Raw genomic sequence first — 17875 nt, 5'->3', positions numbered from 1 at the left:
AAACATCCACAGATTCCATTCCTCTCACGGAGCTGGACGAAGTGGTGGTTACCGCTTCAAAGGTCGACCTGCCATTGAATCTGGCAGCGAAGCAGGTGACTGTTATCTCGAGACTGGAAATTGAGCGGGCACCCGTTCGCAGTATTGAAGACCTTCTGAATTATGTGGCAGGCGTAGATATCCTGCAACGCGGGCCGCACGGCGTACAGGCGGACATCTCCCTTCGCGGCGGGTCATTCGACCAGACAGCCATCCTTCTTAACGGTGTAAACCTCACCAATCCTCACACAGGACATTACAGTTTTGACATTCCAATCAACCTTTCCGACATCGAACGGATCGAGATCGTGCAGGGACCATCCTCATTGGTCTTCGGTGCCAGTGCTTTTTCCGGCGGGGTGAATATCATCACCCGGAAAGATACCGAATCGAATGGCTTTGCTAAACTGGAAGGAGGGATGTATGGCCTTTTCGGGACTGAGGCAAGAGGTGCCTATAAGGCGAAGTACTCCTCGCACAGCTTATCGGCAGGCTATAAACACTCAGACGGGTATATCGCAAACAGTGATTACAATATCGTCAACCTTCTTTGGCAAAGCCGTTTCGATATCAACGGCTCAAATCTAGACGTAATGGCGGGATTGAATGACAAAAAACAGGGAGCCAATACTTTTTATTCGGCTGCCCATCCTAACCAATATGATGACACACAGGGTATTTTTGCCTCCATCCGCGGTGAAACCGGCGACCGGCTTAAATTCATACCCCATCTCTATTGGAGCCGTCACTATGATGAATTCCAGCTCTATCGCGACGGCACACCTGATATCCCTGCCACCTATAAAGGCCATAATTATCATCGAAGCGATGTATTCGGAATGAACCTCAACATGCAGTACACGTCACGATGGGGTATTACAAGCTTTGGCGGCGAGTTACGTAATGAAGGCATCATGAGCAGCGTGTTGGGGAAACCAATGGAGGAAACTATCGGAAAGTACACCCATTCCGACAGTCGCACCAACATCAGTTATTTCCTTGAGCATAATTTCATTTTCGACCGGGTCACCTTCTCGGCAGGCAGCCTATTGAATCACAATACGGCGGTTGTGGATAAATTCAATCTCTATCCCGCATTGAACGCCTCATACAGACCGTCGGAACCGCTGAAACTCTATGCATCATGGAACAAAGCCACCCGTATGCCCACCTTCACCGATCTCTATTATACAAGAGACACCCATATAGGCAACAGCGATCTTGAAGCCGAATCATCAGAGGCTTTCGAAGTCGGTTTGAAATATACCCATCCCATTATCAGAGGCAGTATAGCCGCTTTCTATACGAAAGGCAGGAATATGATCGACTGGGTAAAAACGTCTCCCGACGCACTATGGGAGTCGAGAAACCACACAAAGATCAATACAAAAGGAGTTGAAACCTCTGTGAGACTCGATCTCAAAGAATGGTTCGGCGCAAGCCAGCCTCTCCGCTCCTTCAGTATTGGATACATGTATCTCGACCACAATATGGTGGAAAGTGGATTGATATCCAACTATACCCTGAACCCTCTCCGGCATAAGTTTACCGCCGCACTGCATCATGATGTAGTAAAAAACCTTACCCTGTCGTGGAACTTCCGCTGGCAGGAAAGGTCCGGTTCTTATGTAGAGTATGTAGACCTACAGCCGGGAACACAGGTAAATTTTAAACCCTTTTCCATCCTGGATGTGAAAGCCAACTACAAACTCCGGGGTGTGACGCTGTTCGTCAACGCCAATAATATTTTCAACACTACCCATGTGGATTTCGGAAATATTCCTCAACCGGGATTCTGGTTATCAGGCGGGGCAACAGTCCAATTTTAATTTAATTATTCAACAGTAAGAATGCATTGCTGCTGCAGGCAGCCGGATAGTCTGTACGTTTTGAGAGGTTATCCGGCCTGTGGCAGCATTTTTAATTTTAACCGAACAGAATCAGACCCGTGGGAACGTTTTTATTTTGGCAAAGTAAAATCAAAATTGTACATTTGATTTTCTATCAATACACAAACAGTACAAAATATGTTCCAAAAATTAGTCGCTATCGAGCCTGTCAGTTTAATTCCATCTGCAGAACAAAATTTACACTCATTCGCTGAAGAGGTGATCTTCTATAACGACATATCGGGAGATGATAATGTGATCGCGGCTCGAATCGGAGATGCCGATGCGGTGTTGCTTAGCTATACTTCCCAATTGGGTGAGTCAGCTCTGAAACAATGCCCCAATGTGAAATATATTGGTATGTGCTGTTCACTCTATTCACCTGAAAGCGCCAATGTGGATATCCGGTATGCCAACAGCAGGGGAATCACCGTCACGGGCATCCGCGATTATGGTGATGAAGGGGTTGTTGAATATGTGATCAGCGAGCTGGTGCGCTGCCTGCACGGATTCGACCGGGATCCCTGGGACGGCATGGCGCGTGAGATTACCGGCCTCAAGGCGGGCATTCTGGGTCTCGGCAAGTCGGGTGGCATGATCGCGGACGCACTTCACTTTTTTGGAGCAGAAATTTCCTATTTTGCCCGAAGTGAAAAAGAAAATGCCAAGGCAAAAGGATACCGCTTCATGCCGTTGGATGATTTACTCCATGAATCGGAGGTGGTCTGCTGCTGCCTGAACAGGAACACGGTGTTATTGCATGGCCCTCAGTTTGAAAAATTAGGAAACAAAAAGATACTTTTCAACACCGGCCTTTCCCCCGCATGGGACGAAGCTCCCTTCCTGCAATGGCTTGAAGGGGACAATCTCTGCTATTGTGACACAGTGGGTGCACTGGGCGGAGAACATCTTATCAGCCACTCGAATGTGCGCTGCATGCAGGTATCAACCGGGCGCACACGCCAGGCATTCGACCGCCTAAGTGAAAAAGTACTCCGGAACTTGTCTGATTATACCGGAATAAATATATAAACGGAAAATCCGGACAAGCTTATATATCAATTCCTATTCAAAAAACCGTCAAAATATTTCACTCGGAACATTTCTACATATATTCATTCCTAAAATGTAAATTCATATTTCGTGGGAGCGATAGTCAGCTTTTTTGGTCGGCAATGGGGGTTTATTGGCTATCCGTGGCAGGGATCATAGTCGTGCTTATTATTGTGCTTTTCCTGCATGATACACCTCAAAGTAAGGGGTTTCCTCCGGTAGAAGTGTTGACCAACGAGACAGAAGAGACGGAATAGCGGACGTGCCTGCACTAGGTAGTCCTTGGTAGCCTCAGAATCACCCCCGCCATCAGAGATACATCTGCCTCATCAAGGCGATATCTACATCCAAAACAGTTTCCAGATAGTTTTCGATCGAACCGTATGTAGATTTGATATAATTCAATCCTGATTCGAGGTATTCTCTCTTTACTCCCATCATACCGGCAAGTTTCGGATTATCGGCTATCAGATCGGCATATTTTTTCTCTAAATTTTTGTTCGATTCGAGATAATTTTCAAAAATAGATTCCTCATCCACCCCAAGGGCAGAAAGGTACAGCGCCGCTCCCATTCCGGTCCTGTCTTTGCCTGCCGTACAATGAAATATCAATGGGATACAATCTTCATGCTGGAGTAATCTGAAAAATTCACGGTATTGCTTGATGGAAGCACTATCACTTACCAATTCAACATTCAGACCCTTCATGAATTGTTCTCCATCGAATTCGGGAGACTCTAGAAAGCTCATATCTTCCATTGTCAGGTTTCCGGGAGAAATGGGCAAAAAAACCTGATTATGTACTGATTCAGGCAGATTATCGGGATTCGCTTCCACTTCTTCATTGCTTCTGAAATCAACCACAGTGACGATCGGTATCTCCGAAAGGAATTCCCAATCTTTAGCGGTGAGTCCCCCCAGTTCATCACCCCGGAAAATCAAACCCGATTTCACACATCGCCCATCAGCAGTTTCAATCCCGCCCAAATCCCTGATATTGTATCCGCCTTCCATTGGCAACAATTTATCCGAAGACATAGGCTGCCCCTCTTTTGTTTTCGTCTGCCCCGTACATGCGCCCAAGAATAATAATGCAATCAAAAACACTACATGGCTCGATTTTCTTTTTCTGTAATTCATAATCTCCTCGTTGATTTGTTGTTCTATTCATCTGATGCAAAATTAAGAAAAAAATAGAAATTAAACTACCTATTTCGCTTTTTAGCAATTATCCGGATTTTTGGATTGGGGATTGGAAATATAGGGTTTTGATATAAGATTTAGGCTGTAAGATTGGGGAACTGGGTAGTAGTTTTTATGTGGACTTTGGTTTTTATCCGGAATATTTGTAATTTTGACCTGTAAGGCATTATATGTATGATAGATTCTTAAAGAAAATGAAATATATTTCACCTGTTATTCTTTTCCTGTCGATTGTCTTATCGGGCTGCGCAGGTGCAGAAGAAGAGCAATTCAGCAAATATGTAAACCCTTTCTTAGGTACGGCTACCCTCTGGGAGCCTGAAGATTTGGGGTATGTGCGCACATGGGAACAGCGGACCTGGGGTGCTGAGGTTTTTCCCGGAAGTTCGCTTCCCAACGCCATGGTGCAATTGAGTCCGGTCACCCAGTTCCGTAGCGGTGCGGGTTATCAGTACGAGGACACGGTAATCTATGGCTTTTCACATACCAACAAGGGACACTGGAACCTGCTCCATATACCATTGTTGCCGGTCACGGGAGATGTCACTCCCGGAAATTATGCGTCTACTTTCAGTCATGATAATGAATCGGCCCACCCGGGATACTATCAGGTATTTCTCGAGACATATGGAGTCAATGTGGAACTGACTACCACACTGCGTTGCGGTTTTCACCGGTATACCTATCCCAAGGGAGCGGATAAAAAGCTGGTGGCCGATATGACCCGTTCCAACAACCATGTAAAGGATTGGAGTATCCAAAAGATAGATGAACATACCTTTTCGGGGTTTCAGGATGCTGAAGGTAAAATATATTTCTATGCAGTATCCAACTATCCGGTGGAGGATATCCGACAAGTGAAAGATGACCGGCATGAAGTATCCCTGGTAGACTTTGAAAAGAGTAATAAAGACGGGGAAAATAAACCGCTTGAACTTAAAATAGGGTTATCTTTCGTCAGCATCGAAAATGCAAAAATGAATCTGGAAGCAGAGATGCTGCACAAAAGTTTCAATCAGGTACGAGAAGAAGCCAATACGGAATGGAATAAATTACTGTCTAAAATTAAAGTTTCGGGTGGTACGGAACGCGAAAAAGGGATCTTCTACTCTACCCTATACCGTTCCTTCCTTTGGCCTGCGTTGCGCAGCGATGTGAATGGTGATTTCACTGATGAGAGAGGGGAGATCGTCAATGAGGGATTCCGTTACTATACCAATCCCTCGTTCTGGGATGACTACCGAAATAAACTGGTACTGCTGGCAATGTTGTCCCCAGATGTCTCTACCGATATCATCCAATCGATTACCGACAAAGGGGAAAAGAGAGGAGGCTATATGCCTACCTTCTTTCATGGTGATCATGCCTCGGTATTTGTGGCAGGCAGTTATCTGCGCGGCATCACCGGTTTCGATCTGGAACGTGCTTATAAATTATTACTGAAGAACGCCACTGTACCCGGCCGTGGCGGCAGGCCCTATCTCGATGAATACATTGAAAGGGGCTGGATTGCGGAAAAAGATACCACCAACGTACCCACATGGGATGAATACAAGGCGGCAGTTACCAAAACGGTGGAGTATGCCTATGATGATTATGCGACCGCACTGATCGCAAAAGAACTGGGTGATGAGGCGAATTACTCGCTACTGATGAAACGCTCCGGCAACTACAAGAACCTGTTCGATCCCTCCACCGGCTTTTGGCGCGGAAAAATCGACAATGGAAATTGGATAGAAGACTTCGATCCCTACTATCCCTATTTTGCCTATATGTACCGGGAAGCGAATGCATGGCAGTCGCTCTTCTTCGCACCGCATGACCCGGAAGGGATGATCGCATTATATCCGTCTCCGGAGGCAGTGGATCAAAAGCTGGATTCTCTCTTCACCGAGCCCTGGAGAGGATATGAAGCACACAACATGACCGGATTTATCGGTAATTACTGCCACGGAAACCAACCTGACCATTCTATCCCTTATACCTATTATTTTATCGGCAAGCAGGAAAAAGCGCAATGCGTGCTCGACAGCATCATGGACCGCTTCTATGATATGGGAGCCGAAAAACTGGCTTACGCAGGCATGGACGATGCGGGAGAGATGTCGGCCTGGTATGTGTTCAACGCCATAGGGTTATATACATACTCACCGGCCGATCCGGAATATATCATCTCTGTGCCCCTGTTCGATGAGGTGAAGTTTTCCCTGGGTGAAGACAAGGAATTCACCATAAAAAAAGAGGGTTACGGAAAGAAAATTCGTCAGATCAAATACGGCGATACCCCCCTAGATGGATGGTTTATTCAACACAGTCAGCTCAAGCAAGGGAAAGAACTGACAATAACTACCGAGGAATAAGATAACGGTAGGACTACAATTTTTTAAGAATAATCGTTTTTACCTGGAAATCATTTGTTTTCCTTGCGATTAAAAGCATTTCGTCCCATTTGTCGAGAGGAACATAAGGCTTCTTGTATACCTTACTTGCCGACAGGAATAACCTGTTCCCTTCGAGTTTATAATCAGAGTGAAATCCCCCGTAATCATTCGAATAATCGGAAGACAATGCCTCCAAGCCTTCAACGGCATATCCTTCGGGAATCTCTATCCCAATATGATAGTCCAGTCGCATGGCAGTAGGAAGATAAGCATCCATATTACGTTTCTCATCCCGCTCGTCGGGTTCCCATTGCGACCCTATCAGCCTGCCAATTTCAAGGATAAGGTTTTCCCCGGCATTCTTTACCAATCCCTCCACGGTATGGAATACGGTATAATCCAGTGCAGTACTGTTAACAGTGGTACCTGTAGCATTGAGAGAATAGTCGGTTATCTCATCCGGTTTCCGTCCGTAATAGCTTGTAAGTTCCTGTTCAACAGTTTCTTTTTGATTTTTCTTACGCTCCTCCAAGGTTGAGTAATATTCGTCGATATACTTACGGGTTGACTTGTCTTCCTGCAATTCCTCTACTAATGTTTGGTCAATACTCAGTATCTCCCTCATCTCTTTATCCCAATCTTCATAAGTCACCAACTGCCAATAATCCTCTTTCATACTACCGGTACATTTCAGATTCCGCTTTATATTCAACCGCATCGGATTATCGTCAGGAAAATTCACTTCAATGGTAGAGGTCAATGCATTGTCATCAACCCCTGACTCCGGAATCTCATATTGTCCCACACTCCCTTCGATGCCATATTTCTTGTTTGCAGCATATTTCACAACCTCTGTGGTAAAAGCGGTTTCCCCCTGGTAGACTGCGGGAATCTCCCCGGCATACCGGTATCCATTCCTGAAAAAGAAGAGCTGATGGTCGTTTGCCAACAAGCAGGTAATGATATCATCATCGGTAACTACCTCTTCTTTTCCCGGACCGAAACGGCTGGTCACAAACAGGAATTTGTGCGATATATCATACTCCTTGAAGAGTTGCTGTAACCGGACCACAAACTTCAACCCCGGATAATTGGCGTAATCGCCCGGCCAATGAAAACGCAACGCGTCATACATTAATACCGCCAGTTCGTCATCAGTCATCGAGGGGTGTTTTTCTATATATTCCGATAGGGTCTTCTTCACTTTTTTATCGGTATCCTTCATCCAGAACATTTGCTTTTCCTGTGCCGCCAGGAAGGTTTTGGAATCGCTCAGATATTCGTCATAAGGCAGGTTTTCATATACTCCGGCCTTTCGGGCATTGGGCGATTTAAGAATTAATTTGGATGCATTATTCAGTACATACATACGGATCATGGGAAGACTTCTGTAGGGAGAGATCCAGCGGGTTTCATCCAGGGGGAATATTTTCATAAGATTTTCCGCTTCGGCATCAAGCACATAATTATTATCGGCATCCGTGGACAGCTTCATCTCGGGGGCACCGTTCACCGAACGGTATTCCACCGTCAGTTTATTCCCGAATTCGCAATGGATGGAATATTTTAATATCGGATATTGTCCGAAAAAGGCAAATATCCCGGGTGGCACATTATAGGTCTCCAACTCCATCTCGTCGCAAATAAAATAGTCCAGGATATCTCCCACCTGCAAACCCGGGATGGCTACCTTCTTTGCCACCTTTTTATCTTTCTTTCCTTCCGTTACGCTTACCGCTTCCTCATCAATGGCCACCTCCGTCATACTGCCGTCAGGCTTGATCACGCGCGCTCCAACGATCGTACGAAGTTTGTTCGACCGCAAATACCCGCTTAGTTTTGCCTCTTCCCTGAACGAGAGTTCCGAGAACTCGGTCAAGGCAGACAGGTCGTTAATCTTCACCAACTGCCGGTCTATATTGGTATAATATAACTCCCGGTTGATATCCCCAAACAGAAGCGCGTTCATCCTGAACCGGTTCTTGCTGGTTGCTTCGATGTGTTGATGACGCGCAAGGATAATTGCTGATTCGTTTTCGTATCCTGCCGGCAATTCATAATTCTCAAATTCGGGTTTATCCCATGCCCACACTATTTCCCTTATACTCTTTGCACGTGCCTGAAGGTCTTCGGCAAAAGCGCCCGTGGAAAACAGGAAGAAGAATAATAAGACGGTAGAAGAAGCTTTTTTAATCATATACGTTCAATTTCATTAGTCATTTTCTCGAAAGTGATTTGTCTCACATAAGCTTTTTTCAATAAACCGATGTTTCTGTTCCATTGGCCGAAACCGGTTTTCGGGATGGTGGTATTTTTTATCGTGATCTCCTTATGATACAACACGCTGTTATCATCCACGGTATAGCGGATAGAAAACTGGTAATCATCTGTTGCTATTTCCATATCATCGGGTATATTCTTTATCCGGTAGCCTTCGGGAATTGCAATACGGATGGTAGTCATAAGGTTTTGACTGAAGGGAAAAGCATAATCGTTCTTTCTTTTCAGTGTATCGATGGACAACGCCGCAAAATCGTTGAAAACATCCGGATTGATATACATTTCATCAGAGAAAGAGCGTAGGCAGGAAGGACGCAGTTCCTGATAGGATACGGACAGACTTTTTGAATCGACATCTATCCCCTTGACATCCATTTCAAAAATTGAATCGGCGGGGTTGTTCCCTTTCAGGTAATTTTTCAAGTACATATCAGTATCGCTCTTCGTGGTGTACCGGATTAAAGAGGTCATCGCATACTTGGCTTCTCCGCTGAAAGACAATTCCGACCGTCCTTTTAATTTCCCCTCTTCAATCACATACTCACCGACCAACCGGGTAGCATTATGTGAGGGAGGAAAAGAGGGGGTTCGGAGCATCAGGTACTGGTCGCCATCCTCTACCATGGCCATCTTACCTTGAATGGGATAAGCGATTTCACCAAAAGGCATAAACTTCACGGTAGGATCCAGGAAATAAAACTCATCATTATATTGCAAGCCACAGATCATGTGATCGGCGGAAGGGACGGGCTGCGTCCATTCACGACCGGTTTCGGTTGTATTTATCCATACCAGCCGGGCATCAAATCCTTCTGCCTGTAACAGGCATTTCAACAGGTTCGACATTCCCTTGCAATCTCCATACTTCTTTCTTGCCACCGATTGTGCTTCGTCGGGTTTAAAACTCTGAATTCCATATTCAAAAGCGATGTACCTTATATTGTTCTGCACCCAATTGAGCAATGCATTGATTTTATCCTCATCGGATTCGCTGTTTTTAGTTATTTCTTTTGCCAATTGGGCTATTGCGGTAAGGTCGTTATCTACGAGATCGACCTTGCTTTTACACCATTTATACAGATGGTCGAAACTATCGAAAAACTCTTCCGTCTTTTTATTGATGAGGGCTTTCCGGGGAATAACCTGAATGGTAGGGAACGTAAGCAAATAATCAGGCATAGCATCCTCGTACTTATATGCCGGCTGATTTTCTATCCGATAGGTGTATATGGTGCTACCCGACTTGGGATCTGCGTTCACCGACTTACTGATCCCCGGGTTGAAGCTATTCTCGATGACATCTACCTCCATCCACTCGGGCACGATGATACGGATCGTCTTATTTTTGATAAAATGGGTTTCAATAATATTAATGAACGAAAATCCATATACATCCTTATATTTCTTTTCGTAAGTGACCGTACCTGCCGCATTTTTATCTTTGAAGTATAAATCGAGGTGACAAATCTTACTGTCGTCATAGAAGATATTCTCCTTTGTATAAGTCCCATATTGGGGAGAAGAAGCCTTCACCCCTTTCACTTTGATTTTGGTTATCTCTGAATTGACATCATAAAACCGGTAAAATTTAACAGGTTGCACATTTTTAGCACACGAATAGGTTACATCCTGGTTCTCTTTCACAACTACCCTGTTATTCTCTATCACATAAGTGTAGGTAGATTGCTGGTCGCTGATGACCATGTTGTCATCCATATCCTGAGACAAGAGGGAAATAGGCAGGAAAATGATTAACAACAGCAAAAAATACTTCATAGTGATAGCATAATTCAAGCAATAATTGAAATAAATATTTTATTGCGCAGCAAAAATAATAAATTAACTTCAATTACATTTCATTTATACAATTAAAAATTTCGCCCCTTATTTTTATATATATTCTTTCTTCCTCCCGCCGTTCCACAGTGATGACTGTTGAAGATAAAATATGTAACTTTGCCGGTTCAATTCTCATTTAACAACCGATACCAGGAATGAAACAATTTCTACTCTTTACATTGAGTTGCGTAATGGTAACCGCAAGCTTGCAAACTCAACAGCTCAAAGGTGTAAATGTGAATAAACAAGGGGAACCGGTTCCGAATTCAACCATCTATATTTACGAAATAGCTAAAGGAATTGCCGCCGACAACCTGGGGGAATTCCAGACCGCCCTTGCACCGGGGAGTTATACCTGTGAATTCCGTTCCCTCGGATAGGAGAGTACCAGGAAAAGTATTACTATGGGAAAAGACAACCAGACTATCCGGGTAGAACTTCAAGTATTCATTTTACCTCCCCTGAGACCTATCAACAAAAATTCCTAGCAAAAAAACCAAGCTATTACGATCTCAGTGATATAATCTCGAAACAACCAAGCCCACCTTCATGCATAAACTTTTCAATTTCCTCTGAATAATCAACCAATATATCGGCTATAATCTGTGTTTTCAAATTCCCTACTCTTATCCATATAATTTTAGGAGGAAATCCATATAGGCTCAATGGTAATAATTTGTTTATAGTCAACCATAGCAAAATTTCTCGTTAACTGATCCTGCCCCACTCGTAACGGTTACCACCCAAGCGATCCAGTTGCTGTTTCAATACCAGATGCTCCGGCTGTTCCAGTTGGGGGTCTTTTTCAATCAGCTCTTCCGCGATTTCGCGCGCACGGTACAGAATATTGTTGTCTTTTACCAGGTCGGCAATCCTGAGATCAAAGGGAATACCGCTCTGTTGGGTTCCTTCCAGGTCGCCCGGTCCACGCAGTTTGAGATCCGCTTCGGCAATGACAAATCCGTCGTTACTCTCGGTCATGATCTCCATCCGCTTGCGGGTATCGGATGATATCTCATAGGGCGTAATCAGTACGCAATAGGACTGGTCGGCTCCACGCCCTACCCTGCCCCTTAACTGGTGCAACTGCGAGAGACCGAACCGCTGCGCACTCTCGATCACCATCACACTGGCGTTGGGCACATTCACTCCCACCTCGATCACGGTGGTCGATACCATAATCTGTGCTTCATTGACCACAAACCGGCGCATCACTTCCTCCTTTTCAGCCGGTTTCATCCGTCCGTGCATCTTACAGACGCTGAATTCGGGAAAGGCTTCCTTGATATGCTGATACCCTTCTTCAAGGTTTTTCAAATCCAGTTTCTCACTCTCTTCAATCAACGGGTAGACGATATAAGCTTGTCGCCCTGCGCGAATCTGCCCGCGGATAAAATCATAGAGCGCCCCTCGTTTTTGTTCATATCGATGGAGCGTCTGCACCGGTTTCCTGCCCGGCGGCAGCTCATCGATCACCGACACGTCCAGATCACCGTAAACCGTCATGGCCAAGGTACGGGGAATGGGTGTGGCGGTCATCACCAGCACATGCGGCGGCCGGTCGTTTTTCGTCCATAATTTGGCCCGTTGCGCCACCCCGAAGCGATGCTGTTCATCGATCACCACAAACCCGAGGTTACGGAACTGCACGGTATCTTCAATCAACGCATGCGTACCGATCAGGATATCTATTTCTCCTGACTGTAACCCGGCATGGATTCTCTCCCGTTCCTTTTTTTTCGTGGAGCCCGTCAACAACTCCACTTTCAGGTTCATTCCCGAAAGCATCGCGGTAAATGTCTCAAGATGTTGCGATGCAAGAATCTCAGTGGGCGCCATCAGGCAGGACTGGAAGCCATTGTCAAGCGCAATCAGCATGCACATAATGGCCACCAGTGTCTTACCGCTGCCCACATCGCCCTGCAGCAAGCGGTTCATCTGCTTTCCCAACGCTGTGTCTTTCCTGATCTCTTTGATTACCCGTTTCTGCGCATTGGTCAAAGGAAACGGAAGCTTCTGCTTGTAAAAGGAATTGAGCTGATCTCCTACTTTTTTGAAGATAAACCCGTTCAGCTTTCCTTTTCTTTCAGCGGCATAACGGACAATATTGAGCTGGATGTAGAAGAGTTCTTCAAACTTCAGGCGAAATTCCGCATCACGCAACAGGGGGGCTGATTTCGGGAAATGGATGTTCCCGATAGCATCATGGAATGGCATCAGCTTCGCAGCCTCTGCCACATCAAGTGAAAGCGTCTCCGGAAGCCGCTCTTTGATTAACCCGAAAGCGTTTTCGATGATCTTTTGCATCGCCCTGGAGTTGAGATAATGGTTCTTCATCTTCTCCGTGGTGTTGTACATTGCCATCAGCCCTTCGGGTCGGTCCGACTCATTCATAAAAGGATCAAGCTCGGGATGGGCGATATTCCACTTGCCATTGAATAGCGCGGGTTTGCCAAAAACCACATATTCCTGATTGAGCTTGTATTTTCCTTCGATAAACCGTATCCCCTGAAACCAGACCAGATCCACAAAACCCGTCCCATCGGTAAAATGCGCCACCAACCGCCTGCGACGCCCCTCTCCAAATGATTCAAAAGCGGTGATCTTTCCCTTCAGTTGGATATAGGCCGTCGCATTATCGATCTCATGGATATAATAAATCCTGCTTCTGTCGATATAGCGGTAGGGGTACCACCTCAACAGGTCGCCCACCGTAAAGATATTGATCTCCTTATTCAGGATCTCCGCCTTTTTTGGTCCTACGCCGGGCACGAATTGTATTTCGGTCTGAAGAATACCCATTTGGATAAATCACCATCCAAATAGCGGATATTGCCGCATGGTGGCGTTCACCTTCTCGCGTACTGCAGCGATCGTTGCGTTATTGTCCGGGTTAGAAAGCACGGTATCAATCATTTCCACGATTTCATCCATCAATTCCTCCTTCGCTCCACGGGTAGTGATAGCCGGTGTACCGAAACGCAGTCCCGATGTCTGGAAGGGAGAACGGCTGTCGAAAGGTACCATATTCTTATTCACAGTGATATCGGCTTCCACCAGTGCTTTCTCCCCTACCTTACCGGTCAGGTCGGGGAATTTGGTGCGAAGGTCCACCAGGATAAGGTGGTTATCTGTTCCACCGGATACCACTTTATATCCTTTATCAATAAAAGCCTGTGCCATCCGTGCAGCATTTTTCTTTACCTGTGTCTGATAAGTTTTATATTCGGGCTGTAGTGCTTCATAGAACGAAACAGCTTTTGCGGCAATCACATGTTCCAATGGCCCCCCTTGCATGCCGGGGAATACGGCTGAATCAAGCATCGCCGACATCATCTTCACTTCTCCTTTGGGTGTAGTGATGCCCCATGGATTTTTGAAATCTTTTCCCATCAGGATCACACCTCCACGCGGACCTCTTAAGGTTTTATGGGTGGTAGAAGTAACAATATGCGCATATTTCACCGGGTTATCGAGTAATCCGGCAGCGATCAGTCCGGCAGGGTGCGCCATGTCTACCATAAAGATCGCACCGATCTCATCGGCTACTTTGCGGATACGGGCATAATCCCACTCGCGGGAATAGGCAGAAGCACCGGCAACGATCAGTTTTGGCCTTTCCCTGCGCGCGGCCTCTTCCAACTGGTCATAATCAACCTGCTGGTTATCTTCCCGCACATTGTATTCTATCGGTTGGAACATCAGTCCTGAGAAATTGACCGGTGAACCATGGGTCAGGTGCCCACCATGTGACAGGTTCAAGCCGAGGAATTTATCACCCGCTTTCAGACACGCCAGAAATACCGCGGCATTTGCCTGTGCCCCGGAATGCGGCTGCACATTCGCCCATTCAGCGCCGAACAACTCTTTCAGCCGGTCGATGGCCAGTTGCTCACTCATATCCACCACTTCACAGCCACCATAATAGCGTTTCCCGGGGTATCCCTCCGCATATTTGTTGGTCAATACCGATCCCATGGCCTGCATCACCTGATCACTTACAAAATTCTCGGAAGCAATCAATTCGATACCTTTCAGTTGCCGCTCACGTTCTTTACCTATGATCTCCGCGATCTGCCTGTCTTGATTCATTTTGTTTTTCTTTAAAATTGATTGCAAATATAGTGAAAGCAGAGAGAAAAGCCAAGCTTGCTTAAAATTTTCCGAGGCGCATCCTATATTATTGAAATATAGTGAAAGCAGAGAGAAATGCCACCTAATAAAAATACTGACAATGATTTTTGCGCCCGTAATGAAGTAAGAACAGAATTAACTCACTATATTTGCATACTCATCTTTGGATTATTTACATAATAAAGCATAAAAAAATGAAGAAATCTATCATCATCGTTATTCTGCTCGCCGTCTTGACTATCCAATCGGCAAAAGCGCAGCAATCAAATTACATTCATGTTTCGGTTGATGCCGGCTTGGTAGCCAATACAAGTCGCGACAAGAAATTTGGTCTGGGCGGCACGCTGGGTTGGCTTACGCAGGACAATTTACTCTGGGGCAATCCTAACGCTTATTTTTCTTTAAGTGTAAAAGCATTCAATAATCCTTACGGAGAGGGAAAACTCTTCTCCAGCATCAATAATGATGCTGACGATGCGTTCAATTACATCATGCCGTTAGTTGGTTACCGGATTACCCGGAATGGTATTTCCGACGGTTTTTTTGTAGAGCCTCGGATGGGGGCAGTATTCGGAGCCAACAGTTATGCCGGATTCGTCTTCTCACCCCTGGCAGGTTATGCCTTGCGGCAGTTCGATTTCGCCATATACTGTGACATGGGTTTTGGCAGCAAGGAAAGTGCGATTCTCAAAAAGAGTTTTTTTACACCGGGTATCAGCATTGCATACAACATCGGTTTGAATTAAATCAAATATGAAAAAAGCATTGATTACCGGTATTACAGGCCAGGATGGTTCTTACCTAGCTGAATTCCTTCTTGAAAAAGGCTATGAGGTGCACGGCACATTAAGACGCTCATCCTCTTTCAATACCGGCAGGATAGAACATCTCTATCTGGATGAGTGGATCCGCGACATGAAAAAACGTCGCCTCATCAATCTTCACTATGCCGATATGACCGATTCCAGCTCACTCATCCGTATTATCCAGCATATCCAACCCGACGAGATCTACAACCTGGCTGCTCAGAGCCATGTGAAAGTGAGTTTCGATGTACCCGAATATACCGCAGAAACTGATGCAGTGGGGACCCTCCGTCTGCTGGAAGCAGTAAGGATATTAGGATTGGAAAAAAAGACACGTATCTATCAGGCATCTACTTCCGAGTTGTTCGGATTGGTACAGGAAATACCCCAAAAAGAAACGACACCTTTTTATCCACGTAGCCCTTACGGCGTAGCGAAATTATACGGATACTGGATCACTAAAAATTACCGGGAATCATACGGAATGTTTGCAGTAAATGGCATTTTATTCAATCATGAGAGCGAACGAAGAGGAGAAACATTTGTCACCAGAAAAATCACACTGGCTGCCGCCCGCATTGCGCAGGGTCTTCAGGATAAACTCTACATTGGCAATCTGGATGCGAAACGCGACTGGGGTTATGCTCCGGATTATGTAGAATGTATGTGGCTGATACTGCAGCATGAGGTTCCTGAAGACTTCGTGATTGCCACGGGTAAGATGCACAGCGTTCGTGAATTTTGCACGCTTGCTTTCGCTGAAACGGGAATAATCCTCCAATGGGAAGGAGAAGGTATCGTTGAGAAAGGAATAGACAAAGCTACCGGACGTGTATTGGTAGAGGTAGATCCAAAATATTTCCGGCCAGCCGAAGTAGAGCAGTTATTGGGAGACCCCACCAAAGCCAAAACATTATTAGGCTGGGATCCTCATAAAACATCATTCGAAGAATTAGTCAGGAGGATGGTAAAGAACGATATGGATGCTGTAAAGAGATTTCCCCGATAAACTTGTAAAAAGCGGGAGATTATGAAGTCGGGAAAATTGAGGCAGAAGATCGAAGCGCGAAAGAGAGAGGGAAATAATAAAGAGCAATTATGGATAAAAACAGCAAAATATATGTCGCCGGCCACCACGGTCTGGCAGGATCGGCCATATGGCGAAACCTCGAATTGAAGGGATATACTAATCTGGTCGGCAAGTCGCATATCGAACTGGATTTACAGGATATTGTAGCTGTAAAGGCCTTTTTCGACAAGGAAAAACCCGAATATGTCATTCTTGCAGCTGCACATGTGGGAGGTATTATCGCTAATAACACTTACCGCGCCGATTTCATTTACCGGAACCTGCAAATCCAAAACAATGTCATAGGAGAGAGTTTTCGTCATAAGGTGAAGAAATTGCTTTTTCTTGGCAGCACCTGCATCTATCCCCGGGAAGCACCTCAACCCATGTCGGAAGAGGCACTCCTTACCGGCCCACTGGAATACACCAATGAACCCTATGCCATTGCCAAGATTGCAGGTCTCAAAATGTGCGAAAGTTTTAACATCCAGTATGGTACGAACTATATTGCCGTGATGCCTACCAATCTATACGGTCCTAACGACAATTTCGATCTGGAAAAAAGCCACGTATTACCTGCAATGATTCGCAAAATACATTTGGCCAAGGCATTGATTAATGGCGATTGGAATTCTATCAGAAAAGACCTTAATAGGCGTCCTGTAGAGGGAGTTTCGGGCAGCAATAGTCAGCAGGAAATTGAGGCTGAATTGCAGAAATATGGTATCACTAAGGGCCGGATAGATCTATGGGGCAGTGGGAAGCCGCTACGGGAGTTTCTCTGGAGTGAAGATATGGCCGACGCCTCTGTCTATATTATGGAAAAAATTGATTTTTCAGATCTGGTAGCAAGTAAAACCGAGATACGGAATTGCCATATCAATATAGGAACGGGGAAGGAGATCAGCATACGGGACCTCGCCGCACTGATCAAAAAAACAACAGGCTATACGGGAGAAATTGCTTTCGATATTTCGAAACCCGATGGCACAATGAGAAAACTTACTGATGTATCCAAATTAAATGCATTGGGATGGCGCCATACCATCGATATTGATGAAGGGGTAAAAAAGATGTATGATTGGTATTTGCGATAATGGTTTTTGTATTACATTTAAATAATGCAGGATTCGCCGAGAGAAATGCTTAAATAAATTTGGCATTCCTCTCGGCTTTCACTAC

13 protein-coding genes are annotated in these 17875 nt (G+C 45.4%); 7 read left to right on the top strand and 6 right to left on the bottom strand.

Annotated elements, in window-relative coordinates:
- On the top strand, positions 1 to 1868 hold a 1868-nt coding region (locus tag B4G81_RS03575), incomplete at its 5' end, for a TonB-dependent receptor plug domain-containing protein (protein ID WP_294080194.1).
- A gap of 198 nt (positions 1869 to 2066) precedes the next feature.
- Positions 2067 to 2960, top strand: coding sequence for an NAD(P)-dependent oxidoreductase (locus B4G81_RS03570; protein WP_294080193.1), 894 nt, complete (start codon positions 2067 to 2069; stop codon positions 2958 to 2960).
- A 330-nt stretch (positions 2961 to 3290) separates the two neighbouring features.
- Here the strand turns inward: B4G81_RS03570 and B4G81_RS03565 are convergent, their stop codons facing one another.
- Positions 3291 to 4121 (bottom strand): tyrosine-protein phosphatase, encoded by an 831-nt coding sequence (locus B4G81_RS03565; protein WP_294080191.1) that lies wholly within the window; start codon positions 4119 to 4121, stop codon positions 3291 to 3293.
- Positions 4122 to 4378: 257 nt separating this feature from the next.
- Here B4G81_RS03565 and B4G81_RS03560 point away from each other — a divergent pair, with 257 nt between their 5' ends.
- Entirely contained in the window at positions 4379 to 6544 is a 2166-nt protein-coding gene (locus tag B4G81_RS03560) for a GH92 family glycosyl hydrolase (protein ID WP_294080188.1), read from the top strand.
- Positions 6545 to 6557: 13 nt separating this feature from the next.
- On the opposite strand, the gene B4G81_RS03555 is transcribed toward B4G81_RS03560, so the two are convergent.
- Both B4G81_RS03555 and B4G81_RS03550 read right to left on the bottom strand, forming a co-directional pair.
- Positions 6558 to 8762: a hypothetical protein gene (locus B4G81_RS03555; RefSeq protein ID WP_294080186.1), complete on the bottom strand. Its 2205-nt coding sequence runs from the start codon at positions 8760 to 8762 to the stop codon at positions 6558 to 6560.
- Positions 8759 to 10621, bottom strand: a complete 1863-nt coding sequence (locus tag B4G81_RS03550; RefSeq protein ID WP_294080184.1) for a transglutaminase-like domain-containing protein — start codon at positions 10619 to 10621, stop codon at positions 8759 to 8761. The genes B4G81_RS03555 and B4G81_RS03550 overlap by 4 nt, the downstream gene beginning before the upstream one ends.
- Before the next feature lie 218 nt (positions 10622 to 10839).
- On the opposite strand from B4G81_RS03550, the gene B4G81_RS03545 reads away from it, so the two are divergent.
- On the top strand, positions 10840 to 11064 hold the full coding sequence (locus B4G81_RS03545; RefSeq protein ID WP_294080182.1) for a carboxypeptidase-like regulatory domain-containing protein: 225 nt from the start codon (positions 10840 to 10842) through the stop codon (positions 11062 to 11064).
- Positions 11065 to 11188: 124 nt separating this feature from the next.
- Here B4G81_RS03545 and B4G81_RS15285 read toward each other — a convergent pair whose 3' ends face one another.
- The 3 genes from B4G81_RS15285 to glyA are packed head-to-tail and all read right to left on the bottom strand — an operon-like array spanning position 11189 to position 14776.
- A complete protein-coding gene (locus B4G81_RS15285) occupies positions 11189 to 11350 on the bottom strand; it encodes a DUF5615 family PIN-like protein (protein ID WP_414703161.1) in 162 nt (53 codons plus the stop codon).
- Between the two features lie 42 nt (positions 11351 to 11392).
- Entirely contained in the window at positions 11393 to 13486 is a 2094-nt protein-coding gene (recG, locus tag B4G81_RS03540) for an ATP-dependent DNA helicase RecG (RefSeq protein ID WP_294080180.1), read from the bottom strand.
- A gap of 9 nt (positions 13487 to 13495) precedes the next feature.
- Positions 13496 to 14776, bottom strand: a complete 1281-nt coding sequence (glyA, locus tag B4G81_RS03535; protein WP_294080177.1) for a serine hydroxymethyltransferase — start codon at positions 14774 to 14776, stop codon at positions 13496 to 13498.
- A 236-nt stretch (positions 14777 to 15012) separates the two neighbouring features.
- Between glyA and B4G81_RS03530 the strand changes: the two genes are divergently transcribed.
- The 3 genes from B4G81_RS03530 to B4G81_RS03520 all read left to right on the top strand — a co-directional run bounded on the left by B4G81_RS03530 (position 15013) and on the right by B4G81_RS03520 (position 17790).
- Complete coding sequence (locus B4G81_RS03530; protein ID WP_294080175.1) at positions 15013 to 15564, top strand: hypothetical protein; 552 nt, start codon at positions 15013 to 15015, stop codon at positions 15562 to 15564.
- 7 nt (positions 15565 to 15571) lie between these two features.
- Positions 15572 to 16633, top strand: a complete 1062-nt coding sequence (gene gmd, locus B4G81_RS03525; protein ID WP_294080173.1) for a GDP-mannose 4,6-dehydratase — start codon at positions 15572 to 15574, stop codon at positions 16631 to 16633.
- Positions 16634 to 16722: 89 nt separating this feature from the next.
- The gene (locus B4G81_RS03520; protein ID WP_294080169.1) at positions 16723 to 17790 is read left to right on the top strand and encodes a GDP-L-fucose synthase family protein; all 1068 of its coding nucleotides are present in this window, start codon (positions 16723 to 16725) and stop codon (positions 17788 to 17790) included.
- The last annotated feature ends 85 nt before the right edge of the window (positions 17791 to 17875 follow it).

The organism is Proteiniphilum sp. UBA5384 (genome assembly GCF_002410825.1).
In the GTDB taxonomy this organism is placed as follows: domain Bacteria; phylum Bacteroidota; class Bacteroidia; order Bacteroidales; family Dysgonomonadaceae; genus Proteiniphilum.
Note: the sequence above shows the minus strand (reverse complement) of the source record. Positions and strands in the feature narration are given on the sequence as shown.